The organism is Ensifer sp. ENS06 (assembly GCF_014852205.1).
In the GTDB taxonomy this organism is placed as follows: domain Bacteria; phylum Pseudomonadota; class Alphaproteobacteria; order Rhizobiales; family Rhizobiaceae; genus Ensifer; species Ensifer adhaerens.
In genome coordinates this window covers 19,537-43,343 of sequence record NZ_JACVBC010000004.1, presented here as the reverse complement: position 1 = coordinate 43,343, position 23,807 = coordinate 19,537, and the positions used below count along the sequence as shown (strand labels likewise).

Genomic DNA, 23,807 nt, shown 5'->3' with positions numbered 1-23,807 from the left:
TGGTTCCGTCCGACGCCTGGCATGGGACCTTTGTCAGCGCCTGTGGGACCAAGGTCCCATGTGGAGGATCTTGGCCCCGCGTCTGACAGCGAACCGCAGGGACGGAAAGGCTGTTCTGGTGTCGTTGTCAGTCCAGGGCGGAGTAATAAAATCGCTGCGCGAATAGTCTATTGCTAGGGGCTGGCACGGAGAAACGGAGCCTGGAAGCGACCGAGCGATCACAAAAAGGAATGGCCCCGTCGCGGGACGACGAGGCCAGAGGCGCTTATCGAAGAGACTTCACTTGGGGACGATCGTGAAGCTCGGGCCTGATCTCGATCGGGGAAACGGGATCAGGACAATTGAGAAACGCTTTCGTTATGAGAAGGTTCCTGGCCCCAATAAGAAACGGTCCTGAAGTCAACGACGGGGCCGAGGACAGTGTGCTTTGTTGGGCCAGGAGGTTGGAAAAACGCTGGGCCCTTCCCGACCTTGATCGGTTCCTGTCTCTGTTGCGGCGATGGCGCTGGGCCTCAGTTTCGCTAAGGCCATCAGGCGCGTAGTTTTTGGAGTGGTAGGCAACGGTAAAAGGCAGCGCCTCCAGAGGGCGGGCAAGTGTGGCCCGCGGGGGGGCGGGGTTTTGATTGTTATTCAATCACCCGTTGAACCAGTGCCGGGATCACCGCCGCTGCCGGTGCCAGGATCGCCGCCACTGCCGGTGCCAGGATCGCCGCCACTGCCGGTGCCAGGATCGCCGCCACTGCCGGTGCCGGGATCGCCGCCACTGCCGGTGCCAGGATCGCCGCCACTCCCGGTGCCAGGATCACCGCCGCTGCCGGTGCCAGGATCACCGCCGCTGCCGGTGCCAGGATCGCCGCCGCTGCCGGTGCCGGGATCACCGCCGCTGCCGGTGCCGGGATCACCGCCGCTGCCGGTGCCAGGATTACCGCCGCCGCCGGTGCCAGGATCGCCGCCGCTGCCGGTGCCGGGATCTCCGCCACTGCCGGTGCCGGGATCACCGCCGCTGACAGGAGTACCCGGGTTGGTGTTACCGCCCGGACTGGTGCCGGTCCGATCCGTTTTGCCATTCGTTGTTGTCGGGGCGATTGCGTTTGTCGCCGGCAATCGCTCACATTGTGCTCCTCCGGCTCCATTGATCTTGTTTGCGTCTCCAATCGGGCCACACTGACCCGGGAAAATGGAGCGCTCGGCGATTTGCCCTTGCGCCGGGACGGCTATGGATAAGAAACCTGCCGACACCACGGTCAGACCGGTGCTTATCAGAAGTCTATGTATCGTGTTCATTTCGACCTCACTAATTTAGCTATATGTTATGTAATCTTTGGTGAGGGGAAAGGTTCCGTCGGACGACTCGGCTTAAAAACTTGCCTGCAGGGCTAGGGTACTATCCTGAGTGTTTTGGGCGCCGTTTAGGGGCGAGCTTTATTTCCTCCGGTTGAACAACGAGATGCTGCGACCGTCGTGTCTAAACGAAGCAAACTGCTTCCGCGAAATCTTGGGGACATGAAAAGGAATGGCCCCGTCGGGGCGCGACGAGGCTAGGGGATCTTGTCGAGAGACTTCACTGGGGACATTTGTGGGGGCCCTGCGCCTAACCCTCTATCGGGGAAACGGTATCAAGACAAAGTGAGACCGCTCGCATCTTGAAATAGTACCTGCGCGCCAAAAGAAATGACCCCGTCCCTTTGGACGGGGTCTTTGAGCGCGCGTGGTATACGAACCGTGCTACACAATAGGACTCCATTCTTAAAACTATCGATGGAAGCCCTGCCTTTGATCCGTTGCGGGAATTCGATCATCGGTATTCGAGAACGGTTGCCGATGCGGAATGTTCCCTCGGCGGCGGAGGACCACCAGCCTGAGACTTTTACGCGGCCATATGGGACTGAAGCCCGATGGCGGAATCGAGAGCCTGTCTCGCTTCGCTTTTGAAAACGCCAGGTTTGCGCAGGCCCGCCCGACCTTTACCCTGTCGCGTTTGCCGCAACTTGGGTGAGCTGCCCTCAGCAGCAGGCGGAACCCGGCGGTACCGAACCAGATAGCGTTCTGGTAGGGAGGTTCCATGCGTATTCCCAAACCGATACTCATCGCGATGAAGTTTGCAAGTAGGTCAGCGGGCCTGCTGGTACGTGGAATGTTGCGTTTTTTGGCGCAAGCCGTTTCGAAGACCCTTCGTGTGAAGGCAAGATCTTGGAAGCCAAGATCTTGGATTGCGAGTTTGGGCCGAATGCGCACTGACACCTCGCATAAAAGGAGCGGAGTGCGCGCCATATCGGGCTTCGACGAAGCCTCAAAAGGAGTGCTCAAAAGGTGAGTGTGCAATTACGCCACCTTCATTCTCCCATCGTGTTCAAGTTTTGTCACTGCGGGCAGGGGCGAGTTTCAGCTCGATACAGGCCTGCCTTGGCAGCCCGATCCTTGCTTTGTGAACCTGACCAACAATGCTTCCAGCGACGGCGAAAGAAGTTAAAGCCGCTTGATCGGCAACGCTCGAATGACAATCTCTTGCTGGCCAAACGCGCACTCCAATTCATGGCGATAAACCCGCCACCATAGCTGGTCGAGGTTTTCTGTCATTACTTCCGCCACAACGATCTGATCACGCTCCATTTCAGCTCCGGATACCCAATTTCCTTCCGCGGGAGCATTCCTGTAAAACGTTATGCCGCCGAAGGCCTCCGCAAGTTGATGCCGAACGGTATCGAACATTTGGGAACCGAACGGTTGCCCATCTTGTCGTTTGAGAGGCAGTAAGATCTGGATAAGATGCATGTCCGGTTCCTTGATTTCGAGCAGTCCAATCCTCTAATTGCCAGGTGGTTTCTTCCAGCGAGATAAAAAGCCACAGTCATCGTCAATGACCTGTGCCCCTCGTCGCGTAAAGTCATTACCGTGTTTCGTTAGACGCCGCCAACCCACCCTGCAAAGCACCGCGTTGAACCACCAGGACCGAGAAATGCGCCTGCGGAAACAGTATCGGCTGCTACTTCCGCGGCTTCAATCGCCTCCTGCTTGGCCGCAGCGATGCTTGTCCTGGTAAGTCTTTTCATACCGCTCGACATGCGTCCGTGCTTGCAGGCTTCCACATTGAACAGGTAAGGGTGAGCCAACATGGGATTTGCAAACCCTTCGATCCCGCCCGTATCGCGACACCTCATGCCTTAGGCCTTAGGGTCTTGTTTCTCTCCCGCGCTTTTGCCGTCGGAGCATCGCGAACGCTCCTCGAAACGTTCCTCCCCTTTTGCCAGGGGGCTTCCTTTTTGGAGTTCAATCCGGCGCTCCTCTCGTTGGGCACTCTCTTGAAGCCCTCGCGCAGACTCGTTGCCCTCGGTTTGTTCATCCGTCCGCCTTTGAGCCGAGAGCGCCTCGGAGGACGACTTTTGTTCGGCGTCGGGCACTGCGGAACTCGCGCTCGCGGCCTCATCGGCCGAGCGAAATCTCTTCAAAGCTGCGCGAACCTCATCTTCTTCCCATCCGGCCTCGACGGCCGCGGCGACCAATTCGGTTTCGAAGTCTTGCCAACTGTCCCGCCCTTCATGAGCTGAAAGAATGGACGAGAAGCACTGGTAACAGTCGGCCGACCTCTCCAACGTGCCCTTCGCAGTTCTTGGGGATGCAATGTATGTCATGATCTCGGACCTCGTATCTGACGGAGCGATCAGGCAGCGAAGTGCAAGGACCTGCATTCGCTATCACTGGCGCGCAAACCTTCGGCCTTTCAAAATGTTCCTGGGAATTTCAAACGGAGGGTACGTCGTCGGCCAGGCAAAAAGGCGTGACATGGAGCCGTTGCCGCACGATCGGAAACTCCTGAAGATTCGTGCAGCCGACGTCGTTGCACGCGCTTCACCCAGGTTACGTAACAATCCTCTCGCGGGGGGCCCTCTAACCACAGGCTCATCGCCTATGAACTGCCTTGCCCAGGCTTGCAAGCAATTCGCCACCTGAACTCCTCCCGGCGTCTGGCGCGATGAACTCTATCAACCCTTGAACGAGCGCAGGTGTCTTTTCACATTTGGACGGAACCACCGTCTCTCATGCGGGTTTCACTGATGGCCGGCAGCCAAGTTCCTTCCGATGGAGAAGTTGCAATGGTAAATATCAAAGCAAAGGGGTTTGAAAACCTCGCGCAGTTGCAAGAACACCTGGCTGAGCTCGAGGAAGAAAGCCCTGCAGACGAGCAGGTGCCGGAAGCCTCCCCTTCCCCACAGGAGCAGATCGCAGAATTGCGCCGAGAGCTCGCTCAATTGGAGGCGCGGCTGGTGCCAATTCACGCGAAAACAGAGGGGTTGGACGTTCCATCGCGCCGGGACGTCCATCTGTGGTTGAGGATCGTCATAGCGGCGGCGACAACGCTCGTACTTGCCCGCGTGGTTCAACACTTTCGTCCCGGAGCACCGGGTGCAGCGATCGTACCGTTGCTTACGGCTCGACGTGACGGCAGAATCTGATCCCTACAGGCAAAAGGCCACGGTGAATACATCGGGAGGATCCTATGTCGAACGACAATGGAACGGATGACAGAAATAGCCAGCCAACAGCACCTGGAACCACGTTCGGACGCTCGCTCGAAAGCCAGGCGCAAATGGCGGACGCGCGAGTTGTTGCGACTGGTGAAGCGGTCGAAACCCTCAACGTCTACCGGCTTGTTCCCATTGCGGAGGCAAATGATCCCCGCTGGGCAAACGCTCCATCGCACGGCGTGGTTGTGGTGGCTGCGCGCACTGCCGGGGATGCCCGGGTTGTGGCGGCCGGCGGCGAGCTGGATTTCATGGAGGTCGACGCGGCTCCTGCGGAGGACGTAACGACGCTGCAGGCAAGTGCGTTTCGATCCGAAAAACTTTACAGCGTGGTCGAGATTGAAAAAGGAAGATCGGATCTCAGGAGGGGCGTACTTTCGGGTGCGATCTCGGTCGGCAACATCCGGCCGACTCAGGAGTAGAATCATGTAATCCGTTACCGTCGCCAACATCTTACGACCAACCTTGGGTCGGGGGAGACAATTTCCACCGCCTTGTACTGTCTGCATTCCACCCATTGATGTTGAGAAGGGGACCGAGACAAGTGGCCCGGCATTGACCGGGATGTCCCCCGCCTCTCCTGCTTTGTGCAACTTGGCTTTTCTTCGTCGAAGGCATCGCGTCCCATTGGACCAGAGCGTTCCAACAAGCCGCGCCGTGCCCATGGCAATTTGTGGGTCGAGCGCTAGATCTATCTTGCCTCAATGGAGAACACCAAGGTGGGAAGACAAAGCGGCGATGTCCGGCGTGACAATATGGGCTCAGTCGATCCTCTGGACCCGGCAATCATGGCGGGCGAAGACGCACGCGCCTTGTTCGAAGCACTGCTCGCGATGAAGCGAGGAGACTTCTCGGTCAGGATGAGGCTTGACCTGGATGGTATCACAGGAAAGATAGCCGATACCTTCAACGACCTGGTCGCCGCCAACCAGAAGATGGCTCAGCAGCTAGCGAACGTTGGTCAAGTGGTGGGGCGCGACGGACGCACAAGCACCCGAGTCCGCTTCGGGCTTTCCGACGGGTCCTGGTCCGATATGGAAGACTCCATCAATACGCTGATCGATGATCTCGTATGGCCCACGGCTGCCGTAACCCGGACGATTGCCGCAGTCGCCAAAGGCGATCTTTTGCAGACCGTTCCGCTCGACGTCGATGGCCGCCTCCTCAAGGGGGAGTTTTTAAGATCCGCGAATATCGTCAATACGATGATCAAACAGCTCAGCGTATTCACCTCGGAAGTCACGCGCGTCGCCCGTGAAGTCGGCACTGATGGCAAGCTCGGCGGCCAGGCGCAGGTCCCTGAAGTCACCGGCGTCTGGAAGGACCTCACCGAAAGCGTCAACTCGATGGCGTCAAACCTGACGGCACAGGTGCGCAATATCGCCGAGGTTACGATCGCGGTTGCCAACGGCGATCTGTCGAAAAAGATCACCGTCGATGTCCGCGGCGAAATCTTGCAGTTGAAAGAGGCGATAAACACCATGGTGGATCAGCTTCGCTCTTTCGCCTCGGAGGTAACGCGTGTTGCACGCGAAGTGGGAACGGAAGGAAAGCTCGGCGGCCAAGCGCTCGTGCCAGGCGTTGCCGGGACCTGGAAGGACTTGACGGACTCCGTCAACGCCATGTGCGGCAATCTAACGGCCCAGGTTCGAAACATTGCACAGGTCACGACCGCGGTTGCCCGAGGAGATCTCTCGCGCAAGATCACTGTCGACGTGTCGGGAGAAATCCTCGAGCTCAAGGAAACCATCAATACGATGGTCGACCAGCTGAATGGCTTTGCAGGGGAGGTAACGCGCGTCGCCCGTGAGGTTGGTACCGAGGGGCGTCTGGGCGGGCAAGCACAAGTCCCAGGCGTTGCCGGCACGTGGAAGGACTTGACCGACAGTGTGAATTCCATGGCTGGTAACCTCACGGCTCAGGTTCGAAACATCGCCGAGGTGTCGACCGCCATCGCCAACGGCGACCTTTCACGCAAGATTACCGTCGACGTGAAAGGCGAGATCCTTCAACTGAAAGAAACGCTCAACACCATGGTGGACCAGTTGAACCGTTTCGCTTCCGAAGTTACTCGCGTTGCCCGCGAAGTCGGTACCGAGGGCAAGCTTGGCGGTCAAGCACAGGTTCCAGGCGTTGCTGGCACCTGGAAGGATCTCACTGAAAATGTGAACTTCATGGCATCGAACCTGACGGGCCAGGTGCGAAACATTGCCGAAGTCACGACGGCCGTGGCAAGGGGCGATCTTTCGCGCAAGATCACCGTCGACGTCAAAGGCGAAATCCTAGAGCTCAAGAATACCATCAATACGATGGTCGATCAGCTCAATGCCTTTGCCGGCGAGGTTACACGCGTGGCGCGCGAGGTCGGGACGGAGGGCAAGCTTGGGGGGCAGGCGCAGGTCTCCGGTGTCGCGGGCACCTGGAAGGACTTGACCGATAGCGTCAACTCGATGGCCGGCAACCTGACGGACCAGGTCCGCAACATCGCCGAGGTCGCGACCGCGATTGCCAACGGCGATTTGTCGCGCAAGATCACCGTCGATGTCCGCGGCGAAATCTTGCTCCTGAAGGACACGCTCAACACCATGGTCGATCAGCTGCGCTCGTTCGCGGGGGAGGTGACCCGTGTGGCGCGCGAGGTCGGTACCGATGGCCGACTGGGTGGCCAGGCTGTTGTTCCCGGTGTCGCCGGCACATGGAAAGATCTGACCGACAACGTCAATCTGCTTGCGGCCAACCTGACGACCCAGGTGCGCAACATCGCCGAAGTCACCACGGCTGTCGCGCGCGGTGATCTCTCCCGAAAGATCACGGTCGACGTCAAAGGGGAAATCCTCGAACTCAAAAACACCATCAACACGATGGTCGATCAGCTCAACGCCTTTGCAGGCGAAGTGACGCGTGTGGCCCGCGAAGTGGGGACCGAGGGAAAGCTCGGCGGACAGGCGCAGGTGCCGGGTGTCGCTGGAACCTGGAAGGACTTGACCGACACGGTAAACGTCATGGCTGCCAATCTGACTGAGCAAGTTCGTGGTATCGTGAAGGTGGTGACTGCTGTTGCAAACGGGGACCTCAAGCAGAACCTGACGGTTGCCTCCAAAGGCGAAGTTGCCGCTCTTGCCGAGACGATCAACAACATGACGGGTACGCTTGCAACCTTCGCCGACCAGGTCACGAGCGTGGCGCGCGAAGTGGGTGTCGAGGGCCGGCTCGGCGGGCAGGCAAACGTTCCTGGCGCCGCCGGGACCTGGAAAGACCTCACAGGCAACGTCAACTTGCTCGCGGCAAACCTGACGACGCAGGTCAGAGCGATCGCTGAGGTGGCGACGGCTGTGACGAAAGGTGACCTGACGCGTTCAATCCAGGTCGAGGCCCGCGGCGAGGTGGCCGAGTTGAAAGACAACATCAACACGATGATCGGCAACCTAAGGCTCACGACGGAGCGCAACACCGAGCAAGACTGGCTTAAGACGAACCTGGCCCGGTTTACCAATATGTTGCAGGGGCAGCGCGACCTGACATTGGTCGGGCGGATGCTGCTGTCCGAGCTCGCAGCGCTGGTCGGCGCACACCAGGGCGTCATCTATAAGGTTGATAGCGACGAGCGCCGGTCGACACTTTCGCTTTTGTCGACTTATGCCCACGGGATCGATGCTACCCACCCGGCGCGTCTGGATTTTGGTCAGGGGTTGATCGGACAATGCGCGAGCGATGCACGCCGTATTCTCATTACCAATCTGCCGGACAACGTCGTTCCGATCAGTTCAGGCGTGTTTTCCGCACTTCCCAAGAGCGCGATTGTGCTGCCCGTTCAATTCGAGGGTCAGGTCAAGGCAGTCATCGAACTAGCCTCGGCTGGCGATTTTACAGACCTGCAGTTGTCGTTCCTGGACCAGCTGACGACATCGATCGGGATTGTGCTCAACTCGATTGAAGCGAACATGCAGACAGAGGGACTGTTGAAGCAATCGCAGCAGCTGGCAACGGAACTTCAAACCCAACAGAGAGAGTTGCAGCAGACCAACGAGCAACTTGAACAAAAAGCACAGCAGCTCGAAGAGCGAAACGTCGAGGTCGAAGGCAAGAACCAGGAAATCGAGCAAGCCCGCCGGGCTCTGGAAGAAAAAGCGACCGAACTTGCACTGACATCGAAATACAAATCCGAGTTCCTTGCCAACATGTCCCACGAGCTGCGGACGCCGCTAAACTCGATCCTCATTCTGGGTCAGCAACTAAGCGACAATCCCGACGGAAATCTGTCGGGTAAGCAGGTGGAGTTCGCCAAGACAATTCACGGAGCCGGCACCGATCTCCTCAACCTCATCAGCGATATCTTGGACCTTTCGAAGATCGAGTCCGGGACCGTTTCTGTCGATGCTGAGGAGATATTCATCAACAACCTGCTGGAGATGATGTCGAGGCCATTCCGCCACGAGGCCGAAAACCGCAACCTCAGCTATTTGGTGGAGATCGGCGACGACGTTCCCAGAAGCGTCATCACAGACTCCAAGCGATTGCAGCAGATCCTCAAGAACCTGCTGTCGAACGCGTTCAAGTTCACCGCAGAGGGCGGCGTGACGCTACGGGTGACCGCGGCAACGGAGGGCTGGTCTTCGGATCACCCCTCGCTCCAACACGCTCCCTCAGTGATCGCGTTCGAAGTGTCTGACACCGGGATCGGCATTTTGCCGGAGAAGCAACGCATTATCTTCGAGGCATTTCAGCAGGCTGACGCTTCGACCAGCCGCAAATACGGCGGCACCGGGCTCGGTCTCGCCATTAGTCGAGAACTAGCAAACCTCCTTGGCGGAGAAATTCAGTTGCGCAGCACCCCCGGGATCGGCAGCACCTTCACGCTCTTTCTACCGCTGACATATGTGGGTGCGTCGACGGCGCTCAAATCTGTTCCTGCTCCAACCAATGTGGTGCAACTGGCGGAGGCTGCAGCCGCATGGCGCGGCGAGAAATTGGCTGAACAGATGGATGATGATCGCGGCGTGATTGAACCCGGCGACGTTGTTCTTCTGATCATCGAAGACGACGCTCACTATGCGCGGGTTCTTGTCGACCTTGCCCGTGACAACGGCTTCAAGGTCCTGGTCGCCAGCCGCGGTAGCGACGCATTGGATCTCGCCCATGAGTTCAAACCCGCCGCGATATCGCTCGACATCTTCTTGCCGGACATGCTCGGATGGACCGTACTGAGCCATTTGAAGCAGAGCGCGGCAACACGACACATCCCGGTCCAGATCATCAGTCTCGATGAAGACCGGCAGCACGGCCTCGCGCGAGGTGCCTACGCGTTCATGACCAAGCCCACCACCGCACATAGCGTGGGCAAGGCTTTTTCGCGATTAAGAAACTACGCCGAGCCCCGTCGCAAACGCCTCCTTCTCGTCGAAGACAACGAGGCCGAGCGCATGAGCGTCACCGCACTCCTTGGTGACCATGACATCGACATTGCGAGCGTGGGGTCCGGTGCGGAGGCTCTGGTCGCCCTCCGTAACGATCCCATCGACTGTGTGGTTCTAGACCTGACGCTCCCCGACATGACCGGCTTTGAGGTTCTGGAGAAGATTCGGGACGACGATGACATCGTTGAAGTGCCGGTTGTCGTATTCACGGGGCGAGAACTCTCTCCGGAGGAAGACGCACGACTACACTCCATGGCACGCAGCGTCGTCGTGAAGGGAGTGGAATCGCCGGAAAGACTCCTCGACGAAACCGCGTTGTTCCTCCATCGGGTGGTAGCTGACATGCCCGCGGCGAAGCAAACCATGCTCGAAGAGCTGCACAGTTCGGATGAGGATCTGCTCGGGGAGGCCGTGTTGCTCGTCGATGACGATGCGCGTAATATTTTTGCGCTAAGCAGCGTGCTGGAACGGCGGGGTATGCGGGTGCTGACAGCGACGACCGGCAGCGAAGCCATCGAGGTCCTTCAAAACGAACCAGGCGTTGCCATCGTTCTCATGGATATCATGATGCCCGGGATGGACGGCTATGAAACCATGCAGGTCATTCGATCGGATTCGAAATTCCGCAGGCTTCCCATCCTTGCGCTCACGGCCAAGGCGATGAAGGGAGATCGCGAGAAATGCCTGGAGGCAGGCGCTTCGGATTACCTTGCAAAGCCGGTCAATACTGAGCAACTGCTGGCAGCTCTTCGTATGTGGCTTCATCGTTGAGGGTTTGGGCATGAATCCTGTCAACATTCTTCTTGTCGATGATCAACCGACGAAATTGCTGAGCTACGAAGTGGTCCTCCAGGATCTGGGTGAAAATCTCCTGAAGGCGCAATCCGGACGGGAAGCTCTGGAGCATCTTCTTCGAAGTGACATCGCCGTAATCCTGGTCGATGTGTGCATGCCGGAACAGGACGGGTTCGAACTCGTCAGCATGATCCGCGAGCATCCGCGATACCAAAACACGGCGATCATCTTCGTGTCGGCCGTCATGATGGCGGAACCCGACCGATTGCGCGGTTACGCCGCTGGCGCTGTCGATTATGTCTCGGTCCCGATCGTACCGGATGTCCTACGTGCCAAGGTTAGGGTCTTTGCGGATCTCTACCGCAAGACCCGCGAGCTCGAACGTCTCAATGCGGAACTCGAGAACCGAGTCCGCGAGCGCACAGCCGAGCTGGAGGCGTCTGCGACCGAACTCCGGCAGCTCAATGAGGAACTCGAACAGCGCATCGAACAGAGGACGCGCGAACGAGAGGCAGCGCTTGCGCAACTGTTCGAAGCGCAAAAGCTCGACACCGTGGGTCAATTGACTGGCGGTGTTGCTCATGACTTCAACAACCTGCTGATGGCGATCCTCGGCAGTTTGAAGCTTTTGAAGAAGCAGCTCCCTCAGGGAGGTAAGAGCGAGCGGCTGGTCGAAAACTCGATCCAGGCGGCCGAGCGTGGTGCCGCATTGACCCAACGCTTGCTGGCGTTCGCCCGTCGTCAGGAACTGAAACCTCAACCGATCGATTTCCTCGATCTTTTTCAAAACATTGAAGACATACTCGTCCGCGCTCTTGGCCCCGGCATCGACGTGCGAAAACACATTCCCGCATCTCTTCCGCCGTTGCTCGTCGATCGCAACCAGCTCGAGCTTGCCTTGCTCAACCTGTTCGTGAACGCTCGCGATGCGATGGTAGGTGGCGGCACGCTTGTCGTGTCGGCTGAGGAGGATTTAACATCGATGCCCGTTAACCTCAAGCCGGGTCGCTACGTGCGAATAACGGTTTCGGACAGCGGTGAAGGCATGGACGAGGCCACTGTGGCGCGCGCGACCGAGCCATTTTTTACCACCAAGGGGCAGGGAAAAGGGACGGGGCTCGGCTTGTCGATGGTCCACGGCCTTGCAGCTCAATCCGGCGGTGCCTTGAGCCTTTCGAGTAGAAAGGACGAAGGCACTACCGTCGCGCTTTGGTTGCCCGTCGCCGAAGATTCCGTGCCGGCGAGCACGCCCTTGGAAACCACCGCGCTCGAGGTTTCGCAAGTCCAAAGTCCTTTGAGGGTACTTGTAGTCGACGACGATGTTCTCGTCAGTATGGGGACAGCCGCTATGCTGGAGGATCTCGGCCATACCGTTGTGGAGGCATCTTCGGCAGCCACCGCACTCGAGATCCTTGGATCGGGACATACGTTCGATCTCGTTATCAGCGACCAGGCGATGCCAGGCATGACGGGTGCGGAGCTGGCACGTTTGATTTTCTCGTCCTATCCGGGTCTCCCAGTGATCCTTGCTTCGGGATATTCTGAGTTGCCCGACGATGAGGGACTTCAGGCGCTCTTGAGAATGACAAAGCCGTTTACGCAGGAAGAACTACAAACAACGATCGGACGCGCGGTGGCCCACCGGGCCACAGCCGCTTGAGAACTTCGTCACGTGCTGAACATCGCAGCAATGATGAAGCGTTCGGAATTCTCGCGGCTGTTGAAGTAGTAGACGGCCAAAAGGGAATCGCCGCCCGACAGGAAGGACACAGCCGATGTCTGGTCCGCCGCATCGGCTTGGATGACTGTTTCCGAACGCCGCTAGGCGACAGCCTCTATCCATAGCTCGCGCGTGCCAAGCCACTTCAACGTTTCCAGCTGACGATAATCAAAGAAGCTGCGGGTGGCGTGGGGGGTGAGCCGATCGCTGCGAAATCTTTCACGCGGAACCCGGCGGGCGCAGACTGAGCTCAGGCGTCACTTCAGAAAGGCGCTTGCTGCAAGCTCACATCTCGATCACGACGATGTGTACTTTGCCGAAGGAACGGGAGTTTGGCTCGATGGTTGGTCCAACATCTACTGGATCAAGAGGAGATTCACGATGCTAAAAACAATGTTAACGGCAGCTGCGCTGTTTGTTGCAGCGACGCCTCCCGCATTTGCCCTATCGGATATCGTGTGTGACCAATCGAACATGTCGAAGCTCGAGAAGGACGTAAAGAGCATCAAAGACGAGATGAAGAAGGACTACGCAAACAAAGAACTCGCCATGGCAAAGGAGGCGCTTGCATCAAACGACAGCGACAAATGCAAAACGCACATGTCGAATGCGATGAAAGGCAATGACCCGATGTGATGGGTGAGCGGATTCGGAGGCTCCCTTTTCAAACCGGCGCTGTTGCCAGACGGAGTGTTGATGCAATATATCGAGCATTGGAGTGGTTGCCCTTCCTTTCGCTCGACTCCAGCGGCGCGAGCGCTGCAGCCACCTCCAAAAAACCTTGAGGCCCTCGAGGGAGTCGGAGGGTCTCAAAATGCCCACGTCGCCTTCGTGCCACGCGGTCTTTTAAGCTGCCCCAACCTCTGATTTGGTGCCGGACGCGGAAAGCTTCGCTCCAAACGGTTCCCGCCGCTCCTAAATCAAAATAGTCCGCCCCGCCAAGGCGGGCAGACATCGTCACCAGGTTTGCCGGCCATACCAGTCGTCGATGTCTTGCCGGACGCGATTCTTCTCGAGGCCGTAAGGCTCCTGAATCTTCACTTCTAGCTGATCTTGTTTTTCCCCTTACTTGATCAAGATCGTCGTCGGTGAGTTTGCCCCACTTTCCTTGATTTTCCCCTTGAATTGCTTGCAGTTACCTTCATGCGATCCGGCGGCGAAACGCCTGGCGGCTCCTTTGTTCACCGGTTTGTCCAGATTGGGGTTTGAGGAGGGTGATCGACCTAATGGCTGCTTCGCTTCGCGGGATGGCTGGCGGGTGTGAGGCTGAAGAAGAGGACTAGATTTCGATTTGGCTTAGGAAGCGAGCAAGTGCCTTCGACAATTCCTCGGGTGCTTCCTCAGCCATATGATGGCCTGAACTGATGGAGTGGCCCTCGACCTTCGTTGCCCAGGGGCTCCAGACCGCCAGAACATCATCGTAGAGATCCGCGAGGTCGTCCAACCTGGACCATAGACACAACATCGGGCACTCGATCAACCGGCCGGCCCGCCGATCGGCGAGGTCGTGTTGCCTATCGACACCCAGCCCAGCCCGGTAGTCTTCAAGCATACCGTGAACAACGGAAGGATTGCGGGTGGCGGCTCGGAAGTCCTCATAGGCAGCCTGACCCATTGGTTCCATTTCGCCGCCGTACCACGCATCCGGATCGGCAAGGATTGCGCGTTCCGGCTTATCAGGGACGGCAAAGAAAAACCAATGCCACCATTTTCTCGCAAACTGCTCACCAGTTCGTTCGAGAGCTTCCAGGATTGGAACAGCGTCGAGTACGACCAGGTGCGTGACGCTGTCGGGATGATCCATTGCGAGCCGAAACGCGGTGTAGGCGCCACGATCATGCCCGACAACGGCAAATTGAGTATGTCCAAGCGCCCCCATCAGCTCGACGCATGCGGCAGCCTTGGCCCGTTTCGACGAGCCGGAGTGGTCAGGCGTATCCTGCGGAACATAGGATTGACCAAATCCCGGCAGATCTGGACAGATAACCCGAAAGGTGTCTGCCAGCCGCTCCGCCACCTTCCACCAGGTGACGTGGGTCCGGGGGTGGCCGTGAAGCAATAGAACAGGCGGACCGCTTCCGCCATGTCGCACCCGCAGCTGGCCAGCTGTTACAGGTATCGTTTCAAGTTTGAAGCCCTCGAACATGGTGGTGCCATGAGTGCCATGGGGCCGGTTTGCATTATATCCGGGCCGCAGATCGGTTAGTAACCGAAGAACCTCTAGCAAAGTCCGATAGTTCCAACCGAGTGTCTGCCTCCCCCAACAAATCGTGGGCCCCACGGGTTAGCATTCGGAACACGTCCGACGCCCTGTCACGCCGCCCATTCTGGCCATCATCACGTCCGCAGGACTTCGTCCATTTGTGTCTCCCGTCGGCGCAACGTGGGAATTTTACTTCGGCGCTTTTGGCGAATTCTCGCCCGTCAATGGTCGAAGAAAGCCACACGGAGGGATAGCGGCGGCATGAAACCCTTCCAGCAGTTACGCTCAACAAGCGCGGAAGCGTCCGCTTGGGGGCGAAAGCGACGAGCGCCCTGCGGAACGTTCAAGCTTCTCGCCGGTTTTGGCCTGAGAGAGGAGCCAGTTATGGGAATCAACGAATCAAAAAGCGGCGCGCGAGGTACTCCATCACATAGGCTTGGGATACTTGTCCGGGGCCGATTGGAACTTTCCGTCTTTTAGCGCGCTTATCGGATTTGCGGCCAATGCCAGTCGAGCGATGATGCCCGCCTGCCCAGATCAAGGAAAAAGACGATGCGGAATTCAGTTGCCGCGGTCATTGTCAGCGTTTCGCTCGGCGGATGCACCGCCGGCGTCGCGACTTACGGCTTTTCGCCAAACTTAGAACCGATACCCGGTAGCATCACCTATCGCGGCCAGCCGCGCACCAAGCTGACGAAAGCACCTGTAGGCAGCATCGTGCCACACGAGTTTCGAGACCAATTCGGTCGGCGCGTTTCTGAGATCTATGTCATTCAGCCGGATCGCTCTCTTCGTCTTGTCTCCCGACGCAGGCAGACATTTGATTTTTTCGATGACGATTAAGGGGGCTTGGCATCCATAGATTGACGGACGAAGAAATCGCAGAGGCGATAACTTTTAAGCGGCAAGAGGTCGATGTGACGAAGTCAAGGGAAGCCGTGGAACCGGGCAGGGGGCGAAATGCTTCAACGCCTGAAGAGATACCGCCGAAAGGCATTCGCGATGTCTTTTGGCGTGTTGTTTCAGAAATGTTCGAGGAGCGTGTTTTCCTGATCGCGGCGGGGGTGAGTTTCTATCTTCTGTTGGCACTCTTTCCCGCTCTTGCTGCCCTCGTGTCCTTTTACGGCTTCATCGCCGATCCCATCGACATCGGAACCCATATGAGCGTGCTGGACGATCTGTTGCCACCCGGGTCTTACGCTCTGATTTCGGACCAGTTGAAATCTTTGACATCCCAGAAGACGACAACGCTTAGTTTCGGTTTCGTCAGCGGCCTGTTCATCTCGCTCTGGAGTTCTGCCAATGGCATTTCGGCGCTTTTTGATGCCATGAACGTCGCCTATGGCGAAACTGAGAAGAGGACATTCGTCACCCGGACGCTGCTTTGTCTCGCATTCACGTTCGCCGGGTTGCTTTTTGCGGTGGTCCTGATCGTGGCAATCGGCGTCATTCCCGCCTTGCTGGCGTATCTGTGGCTCGATCGGTGGACTGAAATCCTGACGAGGACGGTGCGGTGGCCAATGATCCTCTTCCTCGTCGCTATCGGCACGGCCTCGATCTACCGGTATGGGCCGAGCCGCGAGCGGGCGAAGCTACGGTGGCTCAATTGGGGTGTCATATTCAGCACGTTTATGTGGCTCGCCGCCTCATGGCTCTTTTCCTTCTATTTGCAGAATTTCGCGAACTACAACGCGACTTACGGCGCTCTCGGCGCGCTAGTGGGTTTCATGATGTGGGTATGGATTTCGACGGTTATCCTCATCATAGGTGCTCTGATTAACGCGGAGCTCGAACACCAGACAGTCGTCGACTCCACCACCGGTATACCGCTCCCGATGGGTGAACGCGGCGCCTACGTTGCTGACACACTCGGCAAAGCTGCCGACTAGGCGCGTAAAGCCACGTCGGTTCGCGCACCGCTCTCCGAGGCGGGGATCTGCAGACCCGAATGAGCCGATCACTCTGAAGGTCGGGTGTGCGCACCGTCAGCAATAAACGCTCCAACGACCGACGTTGTGGCGCGTGCTCAGCTCCGTTATAGTGACACCGACACCAGTGCGCTCGGCGTTCGCACTTCGACGAAACCTCAAGCCGCGGCACATCGCGTTCGCTCATCGCTATGAATTCCATGCGCGATCTCCCAGGTCATCCGCCCTCCGGGAAGCGCGTGCACAAGTCCAGGGTGAACCGTGGTTAGGGATCCTGCCGTTGCTCCGACACGAAGCCGAATGGCCGGTTCAGCCCAACGTCGGGTTAGCTGTGCCCTTCGATTTCCGCGGCCGGTCTGCGAGCAAGTCCGAGAGTTCGCAAACTCCTGCTTCGTGAGGCCGATGCACTAGCGCATACCCGGCAAACGCAAGCCGCCGCGGCGCGCCTGCTCAGTAGATCCTGGCGCATCTGCGAACCTCGCTCTTTTGTCGGCCTTTTCCGTCGTGCCAATTCGATCAAGCTCCTTCCCGGCGCCGATCTCAGGCGCTGAGTGAATGCCCGCAGGGGCGGTCAACTGCCTCATTGCTACGAACGGCAATTGTCGGAGGCCCCGGGCGGGAGGTCCTGGTGGAGCTCACCGCTCGACCCCAAAATACAGGCCATATAGTCCCAGATCGTGAAGGGGGGTCGCACGGCGGCCCTTCAATGTTTCCGATAGAGATGGCGAGCCAGATAGGGCTATAGGCAAAATCTGATCAAAGGGGAGCCCACTCGAGCAGCAGCTCCGACAGGCGCTTGGCATTCTTGATCGCATGACCATCACGATCATTGTTGAAGTAAGCCCAGACCGTTTTCGCTCCGCTTCGGCGGATGCGTTCCGCCCATATCCTCAGTTCGGCGTCACTGTAATCGTGCCTATACCATTGATATGGCCCGTGAAACCGCACATAGATGTCATCGCAAGTCTTCACGAGGGCGTCGGGCAGCCGAGGGCCACTGCAGGAGCAGAAAATAGTTCCATTTTTCTCAAAAGCGTCGAAGACGTCGTCATTCCACCAACTCTTGTGGCGGAACTCCACAACGTTTCGACGGGAAGGGTCAAGCTGAGCCAGTATGGTGTGCAACATCTCGGCGGAGTAACGGACGCTTGGAGGCAATTGAAACAGAAAGCAGCCCATCTGGGGGCCGAGAACGTCGGCTATGTAGCCAAAGTCCTTGACCAAGGTGCTGGTGTCGTCGAAGCGCCTGACGTGGGTAATGAGCTCACAGACTTTGACCGTGTAAACAAAATTCGGTCCTGCTTGTCGCAGCCAATTCCTCACCGCGGCGATCGTCGGCCATGAATAAAAGGGCGCATTGAGCTCCACCGTTTGGAACTGCTGGGCATAGATGGGAAACCACTTGCTCGAAGGAATATCTGCCGGATAAAGCTGTCCTTTCCAGTGCCAATAGTACCAACCCGAACAGCCGATATGGAGGCCGTGTAACAGGTCCCGCGGAATGGTGAGCGCGCCTCCATTCGTCCCCAGCGCCAATCTCAACGCATGCATCTTTTCGGCCCGGCCTATATTCGCAAGCCGCTGCCTCTGTCGGCGCTGCGCGCGACGGGCGCGACGTTCTGCAAGTTCTTCCGAAGAGCGCTCCACCATCTGACAATCCGCCGTTTTCCCTGGTCAGAAAGTCTCGAGACGGGATTTGGTCCCTGCTTTCCAAACACCTATCCATCTTTGCGCCATTACATCCGTGAAGCACGCGAACTGCGGGGCGGAGCATCATGTTTGTTTGCAATTTCTTGAAGAAATGCCTCGATCGTTTTGACCTGATGGAACAACTGATCCGCCAACGGCCTGTAAACATTGCGAAGAGGTGGCGTTGGTTCAGCTGACAAAAGGCCATTGTCGCAAGGGCGACCGTCATCCCAGCCCGCATGATTGGCAATAGGATAAAGACATACTGCCTCTATAGGCACTCCCCACATCATGGCAGCCCTGACTTCTTCGCCGACATATGCCAGCCAATCGGACCGGCGATCGCCTTCAGTACCCGTCTCTGCGATCAGCATTGGCCTGCCATATCGAGCGTAGGTTTCGACAAGAATTTTGCGCAATGGTTTGTAGAGAGGGTGTTCGAAGTCGATCGTCGGGCCGCCGTGGATCCACTGGTTGTTATGGTAGTAGTTGACGCCGATGATATCGAGATACTTTTCCGCGCCTCCCAACTGGGGCCACAAGCGTCCCGAAATCATGTCCCAGGCTTGGTATTGTGCCAATCGATGGCCTTCAGCAGCAAGTCGATCGCCTGGTCGCTCGGGATCGGCCAAAACATTGATGGCCGGCTCGCAGTGGACAAATCGGGCCCGAGGCTCGACCTCAAGAATAGCATCCATCGCCGCGATCGAGGCGCGCGCAAGCTGCACCTTGAGCTCAAAGCCCCTGCGCCCTGCCCAAGGGTTGAGGTAAGCAGCATCTCCACCCGCCCATGAAAAGAAAGAGATTTCGTTGACAGGCACGAAGAACGGCGGGGCGGCGATTTCGCTTCGCAGGAGTTTTGCGGCAGCCCCCGCAAAACGCGCAAACCGTCTCACAAATTCAGATGACCATATATCGATATCATCGGGCCAGCCGTAGTGCATAAGATCCCAGATGACCTGCGTTCCGGTGGTGCGCGCTGCGCGTATTAACGGTAAAACACTGCTCCAGTCATAGGTTCCGGGCAGTTGCTCGACCAAATGCCAGCGAAAACCATCCCGTACGCTGCGGATATGATGGCTCGCCAGCTGACGGTAATCATTTTCCGCATATTGTTCGTGTTTTATCGAGGCTATCATATCCAGGCGCCGACCCCGGCCCACCCCATCCCTTGGTCGGACGCGGTGGGTGGAACATTCAAAGCCTCCTTGGAAGAAAGACTGGAACAGTCCGGTCGGAGCGCACGGCGTCCTTTCCTCAAGGACTTCATCAAAAAGCGCCTGCCACTGCGGAACCACCGCTTCGACGCTGTAAGTCTTCTCTACATGCAAACGCAACTGTAGACCGAAGCTGGCGCGCAACTCCGGCGATCCGGCAAGCATTGTGACGGCCTCTGCCACTGCTAGTGGATCGTCATGTCCGACAAAATAGCCAGAAAGGCCATGTTTGATCTGTTGTCGTGAACCGTTGTCGGCCGTTGCAATGACCGGAAGGCAGGCGGCCCCAGCCTCAGAAATGACATGGGGCATGCCCTCGTCCCGCGAAAGCCAGACGAACACGTCGAACGCTGCAAGCAAGTCCGCGACGTCGACCCGGTCACCCAGGAAGCTCAAGACGGCATCCAATCCAAGCTTGCTACACAGAGCCTTCAGATGCTGCGCATATTCGGGCATGAATGCATCTGGTCCTCCCACGATCACAAAGCGCATGGTGTGATCTTGTGCGTGAATAATCGCGGCCGCCTCGATGAAGGTCTCGACATTCTTTTTTGCATCAAGACGCCCGACCCAGCCGACCAGGATCGTGTCGTCGTAGATGCCGAGTTGCCGGCGCGTTGCAGACCGCCGGCTCGGCTCGAACTCCTTGAGATCGACCATAGATGGGATCTCTCGGGCATCACATTCCCGCCCAGGCATTCGAGACGCGGCGGCGTCGCGAATGGATCGACAGACACCCACATAGCGACTGGTCAAATGTTTCGGTCCGCTCAAAGCTTCCAGGACCAGGCCACCATGCTCGATCAACGGCGGGCGAATGTGCAGCCGTTCAAGTGCCGGGTAAATGTCTGCAACATTCTGACATGAAACCACCACGTCATAAGAAGGAATTTTGTCGGCGAGATAGGCAACGGTCTCTTCGAGCGACATGGAATAGGGCGCAGTGTCCACTTCGATGCCCAAAGCCCGCAGCTGCTGATGCGTCTGCGCGGGCATGCCGTCCTTGTGCAAACATGCGACCACATCGATTTTGTAGCGCGAACGGTCGATATTGGCCGCAAGAAGACGAACCTCGGTTTCCTCTCCTCCCACCACCAACCAGCCGAAGACGAAGAGGACGGTCTTGGGGCGGCATGATCCCGTCATGGCCCCACCTTGAAGACGATCTGCAAGAACTCAAACCTCCGCTGCAGCAGATCCGAAAGAAACTCCGGAGCATCCTCGAAGGGGATCACATGGGTGATCATGTGCTGTTTGATCAGTTCGCCCTCACGGGCCAACAGGTCGATTGTTTCGCCCGCAAGCCGGCGTTGGCTCCAATGCGATGAAAGACCGCGTGGAACACGATTGATCTGCGCGCAGCGTATGTTAAGGCCATTGTGGTGAAACTCCTCACCCAATCTCAGCCTGTCAGCTCCACCCTGATAAAATGCCAGGTCAATCACGCTCCCCTGGGGTCGTACGGCCTTGAGTGCGACGTTAAGGCTTTCCGAATGGGCCCGGGTCTGAAACACGATATCGGCTCCGCGGCTTACAGCGCCGTCGTGCCAGTGCGTCTTCGCGTGTTGCCAGGCGTGTTCCTCTGACATTGCCTGAATGCCCATCGCCTCTGCCTTTTCTCGGCGGAACTGTGACGGATCCGCGACGAGGACCTGGCAAGCGCCAAGGGTCTTGGCAAAGAGCGCTGTGAGCAAGCCTACGGTCCCAGCTCCGATAACCAATACGCGTCGACCGATGACACCGCACCCCAGGAAGGGCAGTGCCGTTCCGAACGCATCGGCATCGGCATGGAGAATGCCATTGGCAGCTATCGGGCCCATTTGTGCGACGAAGATGCCAAGCAACGGATCGATCGTGGTGGGAAGTGGGACGAGAAGGTCGCAAAACGGGTCGGCTACATGGCCGGTCTTGTGGGCGTAGGTTGCAGCGACGATATCGTTTGTTGCGTAGCCGGCGGCGTTTGTGTCTGCGACCCGTGCCACCTCCATGTAGCCTAGAAAGGGAACGGGATATAACAGGTCAGGTTCGTTCTCTATGAAAACCCCCCGCTCGCGGTCGAAGCGCGAGTGAAAGTAGGGGTTGGTGTTTTTGAGGAACGTTAACTCGGTCCCGGCCGAAAACCCGGTAAAGAGTGTGTCGAGCTGTACGTGACCGTCGGCTGGCGCCTCTTCCTCATATTCCAGGAAGTACATTTTGCCAGGGCGCTCGACGCCGAGGGATCTTATGGTGCGGCTGAACATCGGCACAATTCCTAAAAGTTGTGGAGGTCGATCGGCTGACCGGTTTCGGCAGACTTGCTCAGAGCTAAAGCAATGCGGTGGGTCGCGAGCGCCTCATGGTAAGGGCAACGAATGCGATTTTCGCGGCCCCGCACCGCATCGACGAAGTCGCGATCCTCCAGCCGTACCGGGTCTCCGTCGGCCCGGCGCACCGGCCTCCCCGCCCCGACATCCACCATGATGTCATGGTCTGTCAGTTCAATCGCCAAGCCATCGGCAAAGAGGTTCAATCCCATGTGATGCCCCCACTTCAAGGCACACGTGGACGCAATGTTTCCGATTGCACCTGTTGCGAATAAAAAGCTGGCCGTGCTCGAAGTGGCAACATCGAGATCAGGAAAGTCATCCCTTTTTCTATGCGTCGTCTGGCCGAATACCCGGACGATATCGCCGACAAGATAACGGGCGAGATCGACGATATGGGTCGTCTGTTCGACGGTTTGCCCGCCTGATGTCTCCTTTTTCCACCACCACTTCGGGGGTGGAGTCTGATCGAGCCAGTAGCCCGAAACAAGTTGCGCAGGGTTCTCAGCCAGGCATCGGCGCGCTTCCTCGACGCTGTCGAGGTATCGCCAGTGATAGCCCACCGCGGTAATCAGGCCGGCCGCAGCAATGCCCGCGGCGAGCTCCCTGGCAAGATCGAGATGCAGGCTGATTGGCTTCTCGACAAAAAATGGAATCCGAGCCGAAAGGAGCTCTCGCTCGACATCGCCATGCGCAAATGGGGGGACACAGATATAGGCGGCATCCAGTTCCAGTTCGCCCAGCATCTGGGCAGAGGAAGTAAAGGCTCTGGCGCCAAATCGGCCTGCCGCATGCTGGGCCCGTTCGATGGCGGGATCGGCAAAGCCTACGAGTTGCACGTCGTCGAATTCCGCCAAAATATCGAGATGGCGGGACGCGATCCCGCCCACTCCAATAAAACCGATGCGCGTGCGTTTCATGGTTCGATGCTCTCTTTCGTTGGCGACCGCTGAATGGAGAACGGATCGGTAGATTTCTGCGGTCTCCTCGACCATCCGGGCTGCGGTGAATTGTTGCTTGAACCTTCGTCGCTGCGCCTCTCCCGTGCGAGCTGCCCCTGCCGGATCGGCTAGGACGGAGATAATCCCCTCAGCAAGCCCTTCCGGATTGCTGGGCTCGACAAGGAAGGGATGCTCGTCTCCAAGAGCGTCAATCGTGCCTCCGATCGCAGTCGCAACGACAGGGACCCCCACCGACATCGCCTCAAGAACCGCCAGCGGCAGCCCTTCGAACAGCGATGAGAGAACGAAAACGTCCGCCGATGCCAGCAGCGAGGCTATGTCGTTGCGCTGCCCTGCAAACAACACAGCGCGTTCAAGTCCGAGCTCTGCGACCAAATCCTTCACATTGCCGACTTCAGGACCGGTACCGACCAGTAGCAGCACAGCATTGGGGAATTGTTGCAGGACGCGAGGCATCGCTCTGACCAAGGTCAGGTGGTCCTTCTGCGGTGTGAAGCGCGCAACCGATATAAGGGTGTTTGATCGTTGGGAACCCCACTCAGACCGCACCTCGATGCCATCGCGAAGCGGTGGAATTCCGTTTCGGACAACCTTGATCTTGTTTGGATCGACGCTCTCACTCGGGAAAGTCGACCGCGCCGCGGGGGAGACGACAACCAGTCGCTCGACGAAGCCAAGGCCCTCGAAGAACGCCGCCTTCTGTTCTCCTTCGGTGAGGAGAAACGGCAAATGCTCCGTTCTGATAACCGGAACACCTGCGACTTTTCCGGCGTGTGCGAGCCCATGGCCTTCCCAGCCGATGCCTGCGTGAACATGAATAAGATCGGCATCGACCGATTTCAGCCACAAGCCGCACTCGACGATGTCGTCGAACTCTTTGACCGCCAAGCCGAGTGCGAAGGCTTTCGAAGCAAGGTTGCCCTCGCATCCTCGCGGCAACACCATCGTAACTTCAAAGCGTTCGCTCAACCCCTCGCCGAGAATAAGCATGTGGGCACCCATGCCCGATGCATCGCAGCTATCGGTCGCAAGGACGAGCTTTTGTTTTGGCTTCAT

13 protein-coding genes and 2 pseudogenes are annotated in these 23,807 nt (G+C 57.9%); 7 read left to right on the top strand and 8 right to left on the bottom strand.

All coding sequences use genetic code 11. The annotated features are described in order from the left end of the window. Positions 1-626: 626 nt before the first annotated feature. The 3 genes from IB279_RS17020 to IB279_RS36960 all read right to left on the bottom strand — a co-directional run bounded on the left by IB279_RS17020 (position 627) and on the right by IB279_RS36960 (position 3,629). The gene (locus IB279_RS17020; protein ID WP_192339391.1) at positions 627-1,067 is read right to left on the bottom strand and encodes a hypothetical protein; all 441 of its coding nucleotides are present in this window, start codon (positions 1,065-1,067) and stop codon (positions 627-629) included. A 1,399-nt stretch (positions 1,068-2,466) separates the two neighbouring features. Further along, entirely contained in the window at positions 2,467-2,772 is a 306-nt protein-coding gene (locus IB279_RS17015) for a hypothetical protein (protein WP_089046304.1), read from the bottom strand. A 389-nt stretch (positions 2,773-3,161) separates the two neighbouring features. Beyond that, positions 3,162-3,629, bottom strand: a complete 468-nt coding sequence (locus tag IB279_RS36960) for a hypothetical protein (protein WP_210338673.1) — start codon at positions 3,627-3,629, stop codon at positions 3,162-3,164. A 462-nt stretch (positions 3,630-4,091) separates the two neighbouring features. On the opposite strand from IB279_RS36960, the gene IB279_RS17005 reads away from it, so the two are divergent. The 5 genes from IB279_RS17005 to IB279_RS37135 all read left to right on the top strand — a co-directional run bounded on the left by IB279_RS17005 (position 4,092) and on the right by IB279_RS37135 (position 13,085). Next, positions 4,092-4,451, top strand: a complete 360-nt coding sequence (locus IB279_RS17005) for a hypothetical protein (protein ID WP_192339390.1) — start codon at positions 4,092-4,094, stop codon at positions 4,449-4,451. Between the two features lie 44 nt (positions 4,452-4,495). Continuing rightward, on the top strand, positions 4,496-4,942 hold the full coding sequence (locus IB279_RS17000; RefSeq protein WP_192339389.1) for a hypothetical protein: 447 nt from the start codon (positions 4,496-4,498) through the stop codon (positions 4,940-4,942). A 333-nt stretch (positions 4,943-5,275) separates the two neighbouring features. Further along, the gene (locus IB279_RS16995) at positions 5,276-10,705 is read left to right on the top strand and encodes a HAMP domain-containing protein (RefSeq protein WP_375292953.1); all 5,430 of its coding nucleotides are present in this window, start codon (positions 5,276-5,278) and stop codon (positions 10,703-10,705) included. Positions 10,706-10,715: 10 nt separating this feature from the next. Then, on the top strand, positions 10,716-12,389 hold the full coding sequence (locus IB279_RS16990) for a response regulator (protein WP_060520799.1): 1,674 nt from the start codon (positions 10,716-10,718) through the stop codon (positions 12,387-12,389). A 255-nt stretch (positions 12,390-12,644) separates the two neighbouring features. Continuing rightward, positions 12,645-13,085: a hypothetical protein gene (locus tag IB279_RS37135; protein WP_246801983.1), complete on the top strand. Its 441-nt coding sequence runs from the start codon at positions 12,645-12,647 to the stop codon at positions 13,083-13,085. A 321-nt stretch (positions 13,086-13,406) separates the two neighbouring features. Here IB279_RS37135 and IB279_RS37130 read toward each other — a convergent pair. Together IB279_RS37130 and IB279_RS16975 are read right to left on the bottom strand one after the other, a co-directional pair. Further along, positions 13,407-13,634, bottom strand: a pseudogene (locus IB279_RS37130) (CsbD family protein). Between the two features lie 94 nt (positions 13,635-13,728). Further along, positions 13,729-14,595: an alpha/beta fold hydrolase gene (locus tag IB279_RS16975; protein ID WP_113189563.1), complete on the bottom strand. Its 867-nt coding sequence runs from the start codon at positions 14,593-14,595 to the stop codon at positions 13,729-13,731. 609 nt (positions 14,596-15,204) lie between these two features. Here IB279_RS16975 and IB279_RS16970 point away from each other — a divergent pair. Together IB279_RS16970 and IB279_RS16965 are read left to right on the top strand one after the other, a co-directional pair. Next, positions 15,205-15,495 (top strand): hypothetical protein, encoded by a 291-nt coding sequence (locus IB279_RS16970; protein WP_034800005.1) that lies wholly within the window; start codon positions 15,205-15,207, stop codon positions 15,493-15,495. A gap of 47 nt (positions 15,496-15,542) precedes the next feature. Further along, on the top strand, positions 15,543-16,541 hold the full coding sequence (locus tag IB279_RS16965) for a YihY/virulence factor BrkB family protein (RefSeq protein ID WP_089046235.1): 999 nt from the start codon (positions 15,543-15,545) through the stop codon (positions 16,539-16,541). A gap of 795 nt (positions 16,542-17,336) precedes the next feature. Here the strand turns inward: IB279_RS16965 and IB279_RS16960 are convergent. From IB279_RS16960 to IB279_RS16950, 3 genes and pseudogenes are all read right to left on the bottom strand, one after another. Further along, positions 17,337-18,230: a DUF72 domain-containing protein gene (locus IB279_RS16960; protein ID WP_090428909.1), complete on the bottom strand. Its 894-nt coding sequence runs from the start codon at positions 18,228-18,230 to the stop codon at positions 17,337-17,339. Between the two features lie 86 nt (positions 18,231-18,316). Beyond that, a complete protein-coding gene (locus IB279_RS16955; RefSeq protein ID WP_192339388.1) occupies positions 18,317-20,632 on the bottom strand; it encodes a glycosyltransferase family 4 protein in 2,316 nt (771 codons plus the stop codon). Continuing rightward, positions 20,629-23,807: pseudogene (locus IB279_RS16950) on the bottom strand (glycosyltransferase). Before IB279_RS16950 ends, IB279_RS16955 begins: the two are co-directional and overlap by 4 nt.